Here is a 14065-nt window from a genome sequence, read left to right as displayed (position 1 = left end):
ATAGATGAATCACAGCAACCATTGCGTTGCTGTCATGACGTCAAAAACGTCTCTACTCTCGGAAAATGCATAATTGCAGATGCACCCTCAAACCACTGGGTGAGATGACTCTGGGCGGCGGGAATCTCATGCTGGCTGGCGCGATCGGCATTAACAGCAGCAGTAATAGACCCAGAGAGAAAATAACTAATTCGAACAGCACGGGCGGTGAGGCCAATAGGGATTTGGCGCTCAGCTCACAAGGGGTTGGCGCTTCATTTGCGTCAGCAAGATTTTCTGATGGTGCAAGGGTTTGTGACGACAATACCGGAAGGCTGTTTTTTTCCAACGCGTGCAGGCTGGCGATGCGTTGCGTCATACAGACCAGTATGACCAAGCAAGCCAGACAGAGGAACCACTTAGCGGCGCGTTGTCGTTTAACCATGTTCCGTGCTATTCGTCTCAAAAATTATTGAATCAGTCCCATTCAGGATGAGCGCCCATCTTAGCGGCATAATCAAGATTATCAATGTCTGAACCTAAACAATCACTCAAGGTTACAGTTAATGACAAAGGCATTTACTTAAAAAATGTAATGTAGCCGACACATTTACAGGTATTATGTTGGCGGCCTACGCCTATCGCGGGCTAATCCCACTATTTTCCATCGTATCGCCACCACAGCGAAGGACCGGTTATATGCAACCTTTGAACGGCCCAAGTGCACCCCTTGCCAGTGATCGTAATGTCGCACCGACTAAGATCTCCCCTCAGGGCCAAGTGGACGATCAGGCACTGACTCCTGCTCAACGCACGACGCTGGAAAAACTGATTGTGCGGATTATGGCCCTCAGCCCGATTAAATCAGCCGAGATCTGGGCCGCTCTGCGCCACGACTTGTCCCTTAGCAGCACCAGTGATTTGCTCGCTCGCCACTTCCAGCCTGCGGAACAACTGCTGCAAACTCGCTTGTCGCAAGTACAGGAAAATCACGCCAATCATCAGTTGCGCCAACAACTGACCGAATTACTGCCCCAAGGTAATAATCGACAGGCGGTGAGTGACTTTATTCGCCAGAATTTTGGTCACACGGTATTGAGCCAGTTGAGCCATTCAGAATTACAGCAAGTATTAGTGCTGCTGCAATCCGGCACGCTGAATATTCCGCAGCCCCAGTTGACCACAATAACTGATCGACCACTGTTACCGGCGGAACAGCAAAATATTCAATCACTGGTGGCAAAACTCAGTGCAGCCACCGGTGAACAACCCGCGAAAATATGGCAAGCGCTATTTGATATGGTAGGAGTGAAAAGCAGTGATCCGCTGCCAGCGCGTCACTTCCAGATACTCAGCCAGTTTTTGCAGACTAAAGTGCTGCTTAGTCAGCAAACAGCGCCGACGCTGGTTAACCTGCAAACGGCGTTAAAACAGCCCGTCAATGCGCAAGAACAGCAGTTATTGACTGATTATAGCCAGAATCGTTTTCAGGCTAGCCCCACGACGCCACTGACTCAAGCACAACTGAACGATATTATTAATGTACTGTTTGCCGCCCGATTAGACCGGGCCAATGCGGCACAGCATTTAGCCGAGGATCAAAAAATCCTACAGCCGATAATTAACCCGATGATTATCGCATTACCGCAATCATTGCAAAATGTGCTGCAAAAGCCGTCACTAGTGATTGTCACGGTCGTGATAGTGATCGCTTTATTACTGGCAATATTCCTTTAAGCGCCATCAATAGCAGCTCAGGTTATTCCGGCCTGAGCCACTCATCTCACCCACTCACCACACTAATAAGCCCCAGCCAACCAGCGCACTCCATAATAAAAATGGCAGCGAGTATGCATGGAATTTCAGCCAAATGGCCGGTTCGCCCGCCATTCTAAGCGCAATTAAATTGGCCATCGACCCCAAGGCAAAACCAAAGCCACCAATATTGACCGCATAAGCCACCAGCGCACTGGATGGCAGGTAATTCAGCAAGAGAATTGTGGCAGGAACATTACTGATCACTTGAGATAGGCCGATACCTAATAGATAAGCGGCGGCTGCAGAGAGGGTCTTAATTTCGCCAAACAACGATTGTAATGCCGGTAATTCAGTCAGTAGGCGCACATCAATAAACATCGCCATAAAGACCACAATCAAACTCCAATCAATTGCCAATAACACCCGCCGAGCCAGTAGCAATAAGCCAGCAAAAACAACCAGTAGCCCATATCCGGCTAAGCCCAGATCTACGCAGATAATAAAAATCACATACAGCGCCAGACAACTGAGCAACAAGCGAAATTGGTAGGGATATATCGGGCTGGAGGTCTGCTTACTTATTTTACGGGCCGGGAAGCGCCACCAAGTGACCGCCAGTAACGTCACGAAAATCGCCGCAGCCAAAGGCAACATCTGACGGGTAAATCCGATAAATGAGAGCTCGGAACGACTCCATAGCAAGATATTTTGTGGATTACCGATCGGCGTTAATAGCGAGCCGGCATTCACCGCCAACGCAGAAAAAATAATCAGCCGAGAAATCGGCAAAGACGATATCTTTTTCAACGTCAAGATCAATGGGACAATGATAAACAGGGCAACATCATTGGTGAGAAAAGAGGATAACACCGCCGCAGATGACACCAAAAATAGTGCCAAATGCCGCTCGGTGTGTAATGTATTAACAATCTTCCGACCGATAAAATCGAAATAACCGCTGACCTCAACCCCTTTCGTCAGTAACATTAATCCCAATAACGTGACAATGGTGGTCCAGTCGATAAACTGCGGGAAGGCGGTGATTTTAGCGGGCATTAGTGCCGTTAATCCGATCCCCATAAGTAATAAAAACTGTAGCAGACGGTCTTTCAAAAAAGGTCTGAAAACTGTCTTGATAACGAGTGGTGTAGCAGTAAAAAGTGTCATCAGGAGATCGCTAATAACTAAGGGCTGACAAAGAAAGTCACGTTAACGCAGCCTCCTGTTTTTTGCCAGCCCCTATTCTATCCGCCGTCAAAACATCTATTGTCCATCAAAGCATCTATCGGCCAGCAAACTTAATAAACTGGTCGTTTAACTTACATCTGCGTGTTGTGCTTGATGGCTTTTCTAAAGTCATCCATTGAACAGAATCCCTTGGCATCAATCGGGCAGCCTTCAATTTCTAACGTCACACGTTTTGGCGGTGCCTGAAGACTCAGCGGTGTTTTATGACGAATTTGCTCAGTCGATAGATAGATATATTCAATCTTCATCATATCTTTGTTTTGTTTAATATCTTTCCAGCGCTCAAAGACCACTTTACCGCTGATGGGCGTTTTCTCATATTGGTCGGGCAGTTGATACTCTTTGGTTTTAAGGGCAGCTAATAATGATGCAATATTGGAGTCATGCCCCACCAGCACCGCCAATTTAGCTTTTTGCGCGGCTAATTCATTCGGCGTTTTTTCACCAACAGGATCAAGTGCGGCACTGATAAAACTCACCAATTTCTCAGCAGCATTATCCGCGATAGCGGGCGAGCCGAATAACGTCTCATGGTAGAGATTTTTAATATCAATTAATTTGCGCCACTCTTCCGATGACTGGATTCGCCCCCAAGCCACCTCTTTCAACGGAAAACCTTCGTAATATTGCAGCATAAAAGCATCTGATGCGCCGGTGCCTAATTTTAGCGGCCCAGTAATACCCGGCTCTTTATTCTGCGTTAAGACAATCGTGGTCGGTTGGGTGCTCCAGTCACATTTTTTATCCACCAGACAAGCGGGTGAATTTTTATAGTCCAGCACGCGGGATAACAGATCGTAATTAGGCTGCAAGCGCTGATTCAACCCCTCTACCCCACCCGGTCCCGCATGTTGATTAATAGAAGCCAGCGCTTTTTCTTTGAATTCTGGCGTCACATCCAACGTGATGATGGGGTTAAATACTGGGTCCATTTTGCCGATATCTTTTTGGTGAGCCACCGGAACATTACACCCAGGGAAGGCACCAAATAGGAAATGCTGCGCGGTGCCAATGGTTCTTGGCAAACTGTTGGCATAAGTAAATACCGTATTATCCGCTGGGCATCCCGTCGCTTTCAGTAATTTGGCATCGGCTAACCATAGGCGGAAATACCCCCCAAATAGGGCCTCGATCTCTGCCCCTTTCGGTGTCAGGTAACCTCCGGGGGTATCCCATTGTGGCCATTTATCCGGTGTTGCACTGGAGAGCATATCGCCATAATTCACCAACGGCGCACGTATACCATGTCGGCTCATCACTAGCACTTGCTCAAGTTTATAATTGTCGTTTTTATCCTGTGCCACGACCTGAGCAGAAGCAGGTAAGAGTATCGCTAATAAGGTCAGGGTCGCTGCCGTCTTTATTTTTATCATCCCAAGCTCCGTCATCCAGTTGATGGTATAAGAGTTAATCGAACTTTCCGATTGCTACAGATTTGTTACAAACAACATCATAGTCATAGATAACCCGCAAAGGCGGAGTCATCTCACAGTTTTGTTAATTGTTCTCTACCGACGCTGACAGGAATATCACGATGAAAATTTTGGGCCTTATTGGCGGAATGAGTTGGGAATCAACCATTCCTTATTACCGGATGATTAATCAGCAAGTTAAAGCGCAATTAGGCGGATTGCACAGCGCAAAAATTATTCTCTACAGTGTGGATTTTCATGAAATTGAGCAGCTTCAGGCAAAAGGTGACTGGCAGACTGCCGCGAAAGTGCTGTCTGATGCTGCCGTATCATTAAAGCTCGCGGGGGCTGAGGTGGTGGTGGTATGCACTAATACCATGCACAAAGTGGCCGATGATATTGAAGCCGCCAGTGGATTACCGTTATTGCATATTGCCGATGCCACTGCCGCACAAATTAAGCAGCAAGGAATCAATAAAATAGGCCTATTGGGCACCCGCTATACCATGGAGCAAGATTTCTATCGTGGTCGTTTAACTGAAAAACACGATATTGATGTCATTACACCAGACAGTGCCGATCGTGAGATCATTAACCGCATTATTTATGAAGAACTGTGTCTGGGAGTGATTAATGATAGCTCGCGCCAAGAGTATCGCCGAATTATGGGCAAATTAGAGCAACAAGGTGTGCAAGGGATTATCTTTGGCTGCACTGAGATTACCTTGTTGGTGAATGCACAGGATGCCCATGTGCCAGTTTTTGATACCACGGCAATACATGCCATAGCCGCCGCAGAATATGCGCTGAAACGCTAGTGGTTATTTCGTACCAAAGTGATTGCCGTTGCGGCAAGATAGCAACGGCAAGTACAAATAACATCAGTATCTAAGAAAAAATCAGCCTCTAATGACATTTTTCCCCGCAGCCTTGGCGTTATAAAGCATTTTATCCGCACGGATTAATAGTTGTTCCTGAGCTTCGTTTTGTGCCAATTCAACCACGCCTAAACTCATTGTCACATGAATATTGCCATCTACCGGCATAGTCTCAATGAGCTGCCTGATTTTCTCAGCAATACTTTTAGCCTCGATTAACTGCGTGTTCGGTAAGACAATCATAAATTCATCGCCTCCCCAGCGCCCCAAAATGTCTATTTCTCTAATATTATTCCTAATCACATCAACAATATGTGTCAAGGTTAAGTCACCGACAGAATGGCCGTATTTGTCATTAATAAATTTGAAATTATCTAAATCCAGCGAAAGTAATGACAGTGGCTGGCAAAAACGCTTAGCACGGTTATATTCATGCTTCAGTACTTTTTCAAGTAAATAGCGATTAGCGGCTGAGGTTAATACATCGGTTTCTGATAGACTTTTTTTGATATCTAATTGCTGCTGTAGTTGATAATTGGTTTCACGTAACTCTGCCGTCCGCTCCTCAACTAATGCTTCCAACGTTTTAGTCTTTAGCTCTAATTTTTCAAGGCGATGTTTTCTATCATGAATATTGCGGTGAGCGCCTATCATTCTGGATACAGTACCATCACTGTTACGTTCAATTACTTTGCCGCGATCCTCAATCCAGAGATAGCCGCCATCATGGGCCAAGCATCGATATTCTATCTGGTATTTTTCGGACTGATTATTAATATAGGCGTCGAACTGAAACATGACTCGATCAAAATCATCTGGATGGATAATTTTTTCCCACGTATGCACTGTATTTTCAAATGCATGGATTGGATATCCCAGCATTTCATACCAGCCAGAATTACGGTAAACAAATCCGCTGTTTGCATTCCAATCCCAGATACCATCACTTATTACTTCCAGTATTTCATGAACAACGCGCTCGTTTAAATCGGCAATCTTTAGCCTCTGATCACTTTGACTCTGGCTCATTGAACCACCCTGCTGTGTTGGTAAATTAAAAGGCAAAATAGATTTGTTTAATTATTGTTTTAATATTGTGAATTAACGTTTTTAGGCAGGCAAGGATTTTTTAACGTTAAATTTGGCTTTAAAAGAGTAAGAACAGATTAAAAACCAATGAAGTTTAGCTTAATACGTTAGCATTCAACCACCTACTTTTTATAATGTTATTCCCTTCAATTATTTAGTATAAGATATTTTTATGAATAAAAAGTGATCAACTCACCTTCTTTTCCACAAAAAAGGCCCACGATCACTCGCAGGCCCTAATAATTAAAGATCATATTAGCAGAAGTATCTGCGACTGACCTTATTTCTGGTATTTACGCATAACTAAGGTGGCGTTAGTTCCACCAAAACCGAAGCTGTTAGACATCACAGTGGTCAGTTCGCGTTGAGTCGGCTCAGTGACAATGTTCATTCCCGCCGCTTGCTCATCCAGATTATCAATATTGATACTTGGTGCGATAAAGCCGTGCTCAACCATCAACAGGCTGAAGATCGCTTCATGTACACCCGCCGCACCCAGAGAGTGACCGGTCATCGCTTTGGTTGAGGAGATAGCAGGAGTGTTATCGCCAAAGACTTCACGGATGGCACCCAGCTCTTTCACATCACCGACCGGTGTCGAAGTGCCGTGGACATTCATGTAGTCAATAGGTGTATCCACACCTTGCATCGCCATCTGCATGCAGCGAACAGCGCCTTCACCTGATGGAGCAACCATATCAGCACCGTCAGAAGTGGCACCATAGCCCACAATCTCAGCATAAATATGTGCACCACGGGCCAGAGCGTGTTCCAGCTCTTCAACCACGACCATACCACCACCACCTGCAATCACGAAACCATCGCGGTCTTTGTCGTATGTGCGGGAAGCTTTAGTCGGTGTGTCATTGTATTTGGTCGACAATGCGCCCATCGCGTCAAACTCACAGGACATTTCCCAGCACAGTTCTTCACCGCCACCCGCAAAAACCACGTCCTGTTTGCCCAGTTGGATCAGCTCCAATGCATGGCCAATACAGTGTGCGGATGTGGCACAAGCTGAACTGATGGAGTAGTTAACGCCTTTGATTTTAAATGGTGTTGCCAGACAAGCGGAGACACCGGATGCCATCGCTTTCGTCACCATATAAGGGCCAACGCCTTTCAGGCCGCGCGGGGTACGCATCGCATCGGAGCCGGCAACCTGATTGCGGGGTGAACCACCACCGGAACCGACAACCAGCCCACTGCGGAAATTAGAGACCTGCTCATCAGACAAACCAGAGTCTGCAATCGCTTCTTGCATCGCAAGATACGCATAAATCGAGGCATCGCTCATAAAACGCAATACTTTGCGGTCAATGAGATCTTTTGGCTCAGATGCAAGCTTTACTGCACCCCATACATGGCTGCGCATGCCTGCGTCTTTAAATTCCTGAGCAAAAGTAATGCCAGAGCGGCCTTCCTGCAAAGATGCCAGAACTTCCTGCTGGTTATTACCAATGCTGGAGACAATACCCATGCCAGTAATGACTGCACGCTTCATTCAATACCTCTTCCACTGATTTTACATTCGGGATTTTGCAACGCACTTTAGCGTACAGTTGTACGCCGAACAAGTCCGATCAGCGTAATATACCCAGATAATTTTACAATTTGCACGCGGCGGGTCACATAGTTAGAATCGCCCTACCCCTTGAGATACGAGTCTTTTAACGTGAGCCAAGCGCCAATCCAAACTGCAACATTAAGCTGGAACGAACAGGGTACACCTGTATCGGAACAGTTTGGTGACATCTATTTTTCCAATGAAGATGGGCTGGAAGAGACGCACCACGTTTTTCTCAAGGGGAATGGCTTTCCAGCCCGTTTTGAGCAACACCCACGGGATAATTGTATTTTTGCCGAAACAGGTTTCGGTACTGGGTTGAATTTTCTGACATTATGGCGCGACTTTGCCCAATTTAAGCAGCAAAATCCTTGCGCTAAACTCCAGCGTTTGCACTATATCAGCTTCGAAAAGTACCCGCTTCAGAGTGCCGATTTAGCCGCTGCCCATGAGCGCTGGCCGGAACTGGCGGCTTTCGCCGAGTCATTGCGAGCACAGTGGCCCCTACCCCTTGCGGGCTGCCACCGTATTTTGCTTGCTGAGGGGGCCATCACACTGGATTTATGGTTTGGTGATGTCAATACCTTGCTGCCAAAGCTGGATGCCAGCTTGAATCATCAGGTAGATGCCTGGTTTCTCGATGGTTTCGCCCCGGCTAAAAACCCTGATATGTGGAATGACACCCTGTTCAGTGCAATGGCGCGTATGGCGAGGCCGGGGGGCACTTTTGCGACCTTTACTGCCGCCGGATTTGTCCGCCGTGGGTTGCAACAGGCGGGGTTTGAAGTCACGAAAGTGAAAGGTTTCGGGCAAAAGCGTGAAATGCTGACCGGTTCCTTACCACAACGCCTTGAGGCGCAATCCGCCCCTTGGTATCACCGCCCTGCGGCTACCGATTGTGATGATATCGCGATTATCGGTGGCGGCATTGTCACGGCATTGACCGCCTTGGCCTTGCAGCGCCGTGGGGCGAAGGTCACACTTTACTGCGCCGACGCCCAACCCGCGCAGGGTGCATCGGGTAATCGGCAAGGGGCACTCTACCCGCTACTGAATGGCAAAAATGATGCACTGGAAACCTTTTTTACTAGTGCCTTTACCTTTGCCCGCCGTCAGTATGACCAATTTATTGAGCAAGGGATTCAGTTTGATCACCAGTGGTGTGGCGTCAGCCAATTGGCGTTTGATGGAAAAAGCCGTGGCAAGATTGATAAGATGCTGCAAACAGAGTGGCCGGAAGCCCTCGCCCAAGGGATGAGCCGCGAACAACTCAGTGCGCTAGCGGGATTGGATTGCGCCCATGATGGCATACACTATCCCGCTGGGGGGTGGCTCTGCCCATCTGATTTGACCACCGCGCTCATGGCGCTGGCACAACAAAATGGCATGGTTTGCCATTATCAGCATGAATTGCAGCAGTTAGCGCGCATTAACGGGCAGTGGCAGTTGACCTTTGTTGCACCGTCTGCCGCCAAACAGCATGCCACCGTGATACTCGCAACAGGCCACCGCTTACCCGAGTGGGAACAAACCCGCCATCTCCCCCTGTCCGCCGTGCGCGGTCAGGTCTCCCATATTCCCACCACGGCGGTACTCGGCCAGTTGCGACAAGTGTTGTGCTATGACGGCTACCTGACGCCCGTGAACCCCGCCAATCAGCACCACTGTATCGGAGCCAGCTATCAGCGCGGCGATGTCGCCACTGATTTTCGCACTGATGAACAGCAGGAGAATCGAGATCGATTGTTGCGTTGTTTGCCGCAGGTGAGTTGGCCGCAAGAGGTTGATATCAGTGACAATCAGGCCCGTTGTGGGGTGCGCTGTGCTATCCGCGACCATTTACCGATGGTCGGTGCCGTGCCGGATTATGCTGCCACACTGGCGCAATATCAGGATCTACCACGCCAAATTCAGCGCGGTGACGAGATAGCCCTAGCGCCAGTGTGGCCGGAGTTATTTATGGTGGGGGCATTGGGGTCACGAGGTTTATGCAGTGCGCCGTTAGTGGCTGAAATTCTGGCAGCACAAATGTTTGGGGAGCCTCTGCCCTTGGATGCCTCGACACTGGCGGCATTGAATCCTAACCGCTTCTGGATTCGAAAATTACTGAAAGGCAGACCGGTGCAACATTGCGCTTCGGTCTAATCTTAGCCCGAGACTCGCGGGGCGACTGCACCGTTCGGTTCACATCAGTAGGCTGCCAATCCCCAAAGTCATTGGAGTCGCAGGTAGGCAGCAAGCGAACGAATCCCGATGAGCTTACATCAGTAAGTGATTCGGGTTCGTGAACGCAGCGAACACCCCTGCGGCTTCAAGGACGAAGGGGATTTTGAGCTTGCTCGAGTAAACGATCCCATAGCCCCAACACCAAAACCTGATCCGGTGGGGATAGCTCGCCAGCTTTGATAGCTTTCTCCAGACTGGTTTGCACGCGAGCATGTAACTGCTCCGCCGTGTGTTCACCAAACTCTTCCGATTCAGCCACCGCCAATGTCAGATGACCGCGCAGGTAACCACCGGCAAATAAATCATCATCACTGGCGTGCTCTACCATGTCGTCTATCTGCGCCAAGATGTGTGTTTCAAATTCTGCGATCATCACTCTTCCTCAAAAACCCGCCCTCTTTCAAACGGCAAGTGTGTTGGCTACAACTTGCTAGCCGAAATGACATGCGCTAGCTGAAATAATGTGTGCTGCAATGGCACTAAACTCAATCTTCCGGGTAGGGAAAATGTTCTGGGGCCAGCGGCGGCGTATTGTAAAACGATTGTAGCGCCTGAATAAAGCCCGCAGGTCGTGGGGATATTCCGTTTTCCAGATGCCATAACACCTGTTCGCGCACTTTACGCTGGAATGTTATGCGGTCTGGCTCACAATCCCCTTCCAGATTGTCGCAACTGACATTGAAAGGGAAACCTGCCGCCACACAAAACATCCACTCCAGCGCCTGTGGTTTGATCTCGACCGCTTCAAACTGGCTCTGAGTCAGCGCATCTCGCCCATCCGGGCAGTACCAATAGCCAAAATCCACCAACTTGCGCCGCTCTTCACCCGCAATGCACCAATGGGAGATTTCATGCATCGCGCTGGCGTAATAACCATGGGCAAAAACCACCCGATGGTAAGGGAATTCATCGTCGGCGGGCAGGTAGATGGGTTCATCGTCACCTTTGACCAATTGGGTGTTAAATGGGTCGCTAAAACTGGCATTAAAAACGTCGATCAACTGCTGATAATGGTGCGTCATGCTTGAGTCCGTAAGAGCGGTATCATTCGTGACCTACAGGGTGGCCCTGAGGGTGGATACCTTAAAGTTATGCGAAAACGTGTAATCCCAGCCAGGAGGTGATCTCGGCACCGTGGCTGTCATACAGCAGCTTGCAGCTCATGACGAATGACACCACGACAATCATTGGGCGAATTAATTTCTGCCCCTTGGTCAGCACCATATGCGCCCCTAGCCGCGCACCCAGCACTTGCCCAACCAGCATCACCAGCCCAATACTCCACACCACTTTGCCGCCGACAATGAAGAAGATCAGACCGCCCACATTAGAGGTGAAATTCAGGACTTTGGCATGAGCGGTGGATTTCGCCAGATTGAAGCCGCACAAGGTGACAAAGGCCAGCGCATAGAAAGAACCCGCGCCGGGACCAAAGAAACCGTCGTAAAAACCGACACCGCCACCGGCTATCAAGGCAAAGGGCAGTGCAGACAAACGGCGCTTTTGGTCAAACTCACCTAACTTAGGCGTCACCAGAAAATAGACGCCGATGCCGATCACCAGCAATGGTAGGATTTGCCGCAGAATATCCGCCCGCATATGCTGAACCAAAATCGCACCCAGCATCGACCCCACCAAGGTCAGCGCAATGGTGAGCTTTTGATCCTTGAGATTAACCGCACCACGGCGGATAAAATAGAGGCTGGCGGAGAACGAACCACCAACAGATTGCAGTTTATTGGTCGCTAATGCCTGCGCGGGGGGTAAACCCACCGCCAGCAGGGTCGGAACAGTCAGTAAACCGCCGCCACCGGCGATGGAGTCAATAAATCCGGCCAATAATGCAACGACAAATAATATCCCCAGAACCGCAGGACCAAGGGTAAACCAATCCATGATTTATTCCGCAGCGAAATGGTTATCCAGTAGCGCCTGACATGAAGGCGGTAATGGCGGGGGTAAGGTTTTACCCGGTTTAGTATTGGGCTGATAAGGCTGGAACCAGCTCTCGAGTTCGGCACCGCAGCCATCACCCGCAGGCGGCGACTCTTGTTCCAAACACTCCAGACTATCGGCCGGACAGCGTAAGCGCACGTGCATATGGGCACGATGACCAAACCACGGACGTACTTTATGCAGCCAATTGCGATCCGCACCTGCATCCAGACAGAGCTGCTTTTTAATTGCCGGATTGACGAAGATGCGGGTCACTTCGCTATCGTTAGCCGCCAACTTAATCAAACTTTCCACTTGCGGCTGCCAAAGTGCAGACACCACTCGTTTGCCGTCAGCGGCCACTAAATCAATCGGTTGTGGTTTGAGCAATTGCTGTTGGCTCCAGCGCTGTTGCGGCAACTGTAGCCAAATGTCGACGTCCAGACCTGACTGATGGCTGGCATGACCGCTGCTAAAACGACCACCGGCGGGCATTGCCATATCACCAATCAATATTGTCCCCAGCCGATGCTGCTCAGCCTGAGTACTCAAGCGGTGGATAAAATTCAATAAATCAGGGTGGCCGAAATAGCGGCGCTGATCCGGTCGCATCACCTGATAATCTGCCGACTGAAGCGGCAGCGGCATGGCACCAATCACACAGCCGTTGGCAAAGCCACCAATCGACTGTGGCGATCCCGCCACCGGATTCACAATCTGTTGCCACGGCGTCGCGGCGATGGCGGGTGCGGTGGCAGTCAATGCCACCATGCCGACCAGTGCCGCGATACGCGGAAACGCCACTGTACCTGTCAACGCCACAATGGCTGAAATCCATTTATTCATAGTGCCTACCAGCGCGTTATTCATAGTGCCTACCAGCGCGGAACGTCTGAAATCACATCACCGCACTGTGCACGTTGGCGCAACAGGTGATCCATTAACACAATAGCCATCATCGCTTCAGCAATGGGGACAGCACGGATGCCGACACAAGGGTCATGGCGACCACGAGTGACCATCTCAACCGCTTCACCCTGCCGATTAATGGTTTGCCCCGGAACCATAATGCTGGATGTAGGTTTCAACGCGATATGCGCCACGACCGGTTGACCACTACTGATGCCGCCCAAAATACCGCCCGCATGGTTGCTCTGGAAACCTTGCGGCGTAATTTCATCGCGGTTTTCGCTGCCGCGTTTGGTGACGACCGCAAAACCATCGCCAATTTCCACCCCTTTCACCGCATTGATACTCATCAGCGCATGGGCCAGATCCGCATCCAAGCGGTCAAATACCGGCTCACCCAACCCCACGGGGACATGCTCAGCCACCACGGTAATTTTGGCCCCAATCGAGTCGCCCGCTTTTTTCAGCTCGCGCATTAGCGCATCCAGCGGCTCCAATTTACTGGCATCAGGGCAGAAGAACGGATTCTGTTCGACCAAATCCCAGTCAATCAAATCACAGCTGATATCACCAATTTGTGCCAAATAGCCCCTCACCTGTACACCGAATTTCTGCGCCAAATATTTTTTGGCGATGGCACCCGCCGCCACGCGCATCGCGGTTTCACGCGCGGAAGAGCGGCCACCACCACGGTAATCACGCACACCGTACTTCTGTTCGTAGGTGTAATCAGCATGGCCGGGGCGAAACACATCTTTAATCGCGCTGTAATCTTGCGATCGCTGATCAGTGTTTTCAATCATCAGCCCGATACTGGTCCCGGTAGTTAGCCCCTCGAACACGCCAGATAAAATGCGCACTTCATCCGGCTCGCGGCGTTGCGTGGTGTAACGAGAGGTGCCCGGACGACGACGGTCAAGATCTAACTGAATATCCGCTTCAGTGATGGGAATACCCGGCGGAACGCCATCAATAATACACCCCAAGGCGATGCCGTGAGATTCACCAAAAGTGGTGACGCGGAAAAACTGCCCAATACTGTTCCCAGCCATCACGGCTCCTTT

General features: G+C 49.6%; 13 protein-coding genes. 3 read left to right on the top strand and 10 right to left on the bottom strand.

Translation table 11 applies throughout. From position 1 onward, the window contains the following. Positions 1-52: 52 nt before the first annotated feature. Positions 53-424, bottom strand: a complete 372-nt coding sequence (locus tag HRD69_RS12190) for a hypothetical protein (protein ID WP_032814511.1) — start codon at positions 422-424, stop codon at positions 53-55. A gap of 254 nt (positions 425-678) precedes the next feature. On the opposite strand from HRD69_RS12190, the gene flk reads away from it, so the two are divergent. Then, positions 679-1716 (top strand): flagella biosynthesis regulator Flk, encoded by a 1038-nt coding sequence (flk, locus tag HRD69_RS12185; RefSeq protein WP_032814513.1) that lies wholly within the window; start codon positions 679-681, stop codon positions 1714-1716. 54 nt (positions 1717-1770) lie between these two features. On the opposite strand, the gene HRD69_RS12180 is transcribed toward flk, so the two are convergent. Together HRD69_RS12180 and agp are read right to left on the bottom strand one after the other, a co-directional pair. Further along, a complete protein-coding gene (locus HRD69_RS12180; RefSeq protein ID WP_032814515.1) occupies positions 1771-2904 on the bottom strand; it encodes an SLC13 family permease in 1134 nt (377 codons plus the stop codon). A 152-nt stretch (positions 2905-3056) separates the two neighbouring features. Further along, positions 3057-4358 carry a bifunctional glucose-1-phosphatase/inositol phosphatase gene (gene agp, locus HRD69_RS12175; protein WP_004875300.1) on the bottom strand — a complete coding sequence of 434 codons (1302 nt, stop codon included), beginning with the start codon at positions 4356-4358 and terminating at the stop codon, positions 3057-3059. A 161-nt stretch (positions 4359-4519) separates the two neighbouring features. Here agp and HRD69_RS12170 point away from each other — a divergent pair, with 161 nt between their 5' ends. Beyond that, positions 4520-5215, top strand: coding sequence for an aspartate/glutamate racemase family protein (locus HRD69_RS12170; RefSeq protein WP_004875301.1), 696 nt, complete (start codon positions 4520-4522; stop codon positions 5213-5215). A gap of 81 nt (positions 5216-5296) precedes the next feature. On the opposite strand, the gene HRD69_RS12165 is transcribed toward HRD69_RS12170, so the two are convergent. Both HRD69_RS12165 and fabB read right to left on the bottom strand, forming a co-directional pair. Beyond that, positions 5297-6304 (bottom strand): sensor domain-containing diguanylate cyclase, encoded by a 1008-nt coding sequence (locus HRD69_RS12165; protein WP_004875302.1) that lies wholly within the window; start codon positions 6302-6304, stop codon positions 5297-5299. A gap of 340 nt (positions 6305-6644) precedes the next feature. Beyond that, positions 6645-7868 carry a beta-ketoacyl-ACP synthase I gene (gene fabB / locus HRD69_RS12160; protein ID WP_004875303.1) on the bottom strand — a complete coding sequence of 408 codons (1224 nt, stop codon included), beginning with the start codon at positions 7866-7868 and terminating at the stop codon, positions 6645-6647. 171 nt (positions 7869-8039) lie between these two features. On the opposite strand from fabB, the gene mnmC reads away from it, so the two are divergent. Then, entirely contained in the window at positions 8040-10076 is a 2037-nt protein-coding gene (mnmC, locus tag HRD69_RS12155; RefSeq protein ID WP_004875304.1) for a bifunctional tRNA (5-methylaminomethyl-2-thiouridine)(34)-methyltransferase MnmC2/FAD-dependent 5-carboxymethylaminomethyl-2-thiouridine(34) oxidoreductase MnmC1, read from the top strand. Between the two features lie 166 nt (positions 10077-10242). On the opposite strand, the gene HRD69_RS12150 is transcribed toward mnmC, so the two are convergent. From HRD69_RS12150 to aroC, 5 genes are all read right to left on the bottom strand, one after another. Continuing rightward, on the bottom strand, positions 10243-10530 hold the full coding sequence (locus tag HRD69_RS12150) for a YfcL family protein (protein WP_004875305.1): 288 nt from the start codon (positions 10528-10530) through the stop codon (positions 10243-10245). Positions 10531-10642: 112 nt separating this feature from the next. Continuing rightward, a complete protein-coding gene (locus tag HRD69_RS12145; RefSeq protein ID WP_004875306.1) occupies positions 10643-11179 on the bottom strand; it encodes an elongation factor P hydroxylase in 537 nt (178 codons plus the stop codon). Positions 11180-11246: 67 nt separating this feature from the next. Then, positions 11247-12053 (bottom strand): sulfite exporter TauE/SafE family protein, encoded by an 807-nt coding sequence (locus tag HRD69_RS12140; RefSeq protein WP_004875307.1) that lies wholly within the window; start codon positions 12051-12053, stop codon positions 11247-11249. 3 nt (positions 12054-12056) lie between these two features. Further along, complete coding sequence (gene mepA, locus HRD69_RS12135) at positions 12057-12863, bottom strand: penicillin-insensitive murein endopeptidase (RefSeq protein WP_032814538.1); 807 nt, start codon at positions 12861-12863, stop codon at positions 12057-12059. A 104-nt stretch (positions 12864-12967) separates the two neighbouring features. Then, entirely contained in the window at positions 12968-14053 is a 1086-nt protein-coding gene (gene aroC, locus HRD69_RS12130; RefSeq protein WP_004875309.1) for a chorismate synthase, read from the bottom strand. Positions 14054-14065 lie beyond the last annotated feature (12 nt).

The sequence above is a fragment of the Yersinia mollaretii ATCC 43969 genome, assembly GCF_013282725.1.
Classification (GTDB): domain Bacteria; phylum Pseudomonadota; class Gammaproteobacteria; order Enterobacterales; family Enterobacteriaceae; genus Yersinia; species Yersinia mollaretii.
Note: the sequence above shows the minus strand (reverse complement) of the source record. Positions and strands in the feature narration are given on the sequence as shown.

Coding starts and splice junctions, on each gene's coding strand:
- HRD69_RS12150 (WP_004875305.1), bottom strand. CDS start 10,530: ATGATCGCAGAATTTGAAACACACATCTTGGCGCAGATAGACGACATG.
- HRD69_RS12180 (WP_032814515.1), bottom strand. CDS start 2,904: ATGACACTTTTTACTGCTACACCACTCGTTATCAAGACAGTTTTCAGA.
- HRD69_RS12170 (WP_004875301.1), top strand. CDS start 4,520: ATGAAAATTTTGGGCCTTATTGGCGGAATGAGTTGGGAATCAACCATT.
- HRD69_RS12190 (WP_032814511.1), bottom strand. CDS start 424: ATGGTTAAACGACAACGCGCCGCTAAGTGGTTCCTCTGTCTGGCTTGC.
- agp (WP_004875300.1), bottom strand. CDS start 4,358: ATGATAAAAATAAAGACGGCAGCGACCCTGACCTTATTAGCGATACTC.
- HRD69_RS12140 (WP_004875307.1), bottom strand. CDS start 12,053: ATGGATTGGTTTACCCTTGGTCCTGCGGTTCTGGGGATATTATTTGTC.
- aroC (WP_004875309.1), bottom strand. CDS start 14,053: ATGGCTGGGAACAGTATTGGGCAGTTTTTCCGCGTCACCACTTTTGGT.
- fabB (WP_004875303.1), bottom strand. CDS start 7,868: ATGAAGCGTGCAGTCATTACTGGCATGGGTATTGTCTCCAGCATTGGT.
- flk (WP_032814513.1), top strand. CDS start 679: ATGCAACCTTTGAACGGCCCAAGTGCACCCCTTGCCAGTGATCGTAAT.
- mepA (WP_032814538.1), bottom strand. CDS start 12,863: ATGGTGGCATTGACTGCCACCGCACCCGCCATCGCCGCGACGCCGTGG.
- HRD69_RS12165 (WP_004875302.1), bottom strand. CDS start 6,304: ATGAGCCAGAGTCAAAGTGATCAGAGGCTAAAGATTGCCGATTTAAAC.
- HRD69_RS12145 (WP_004875306.1), bottom strand. CDS start 11,179: ATGACGCACCATTATCAGCAGTTGATCGACGTTTTTAATGCCAGTTTT.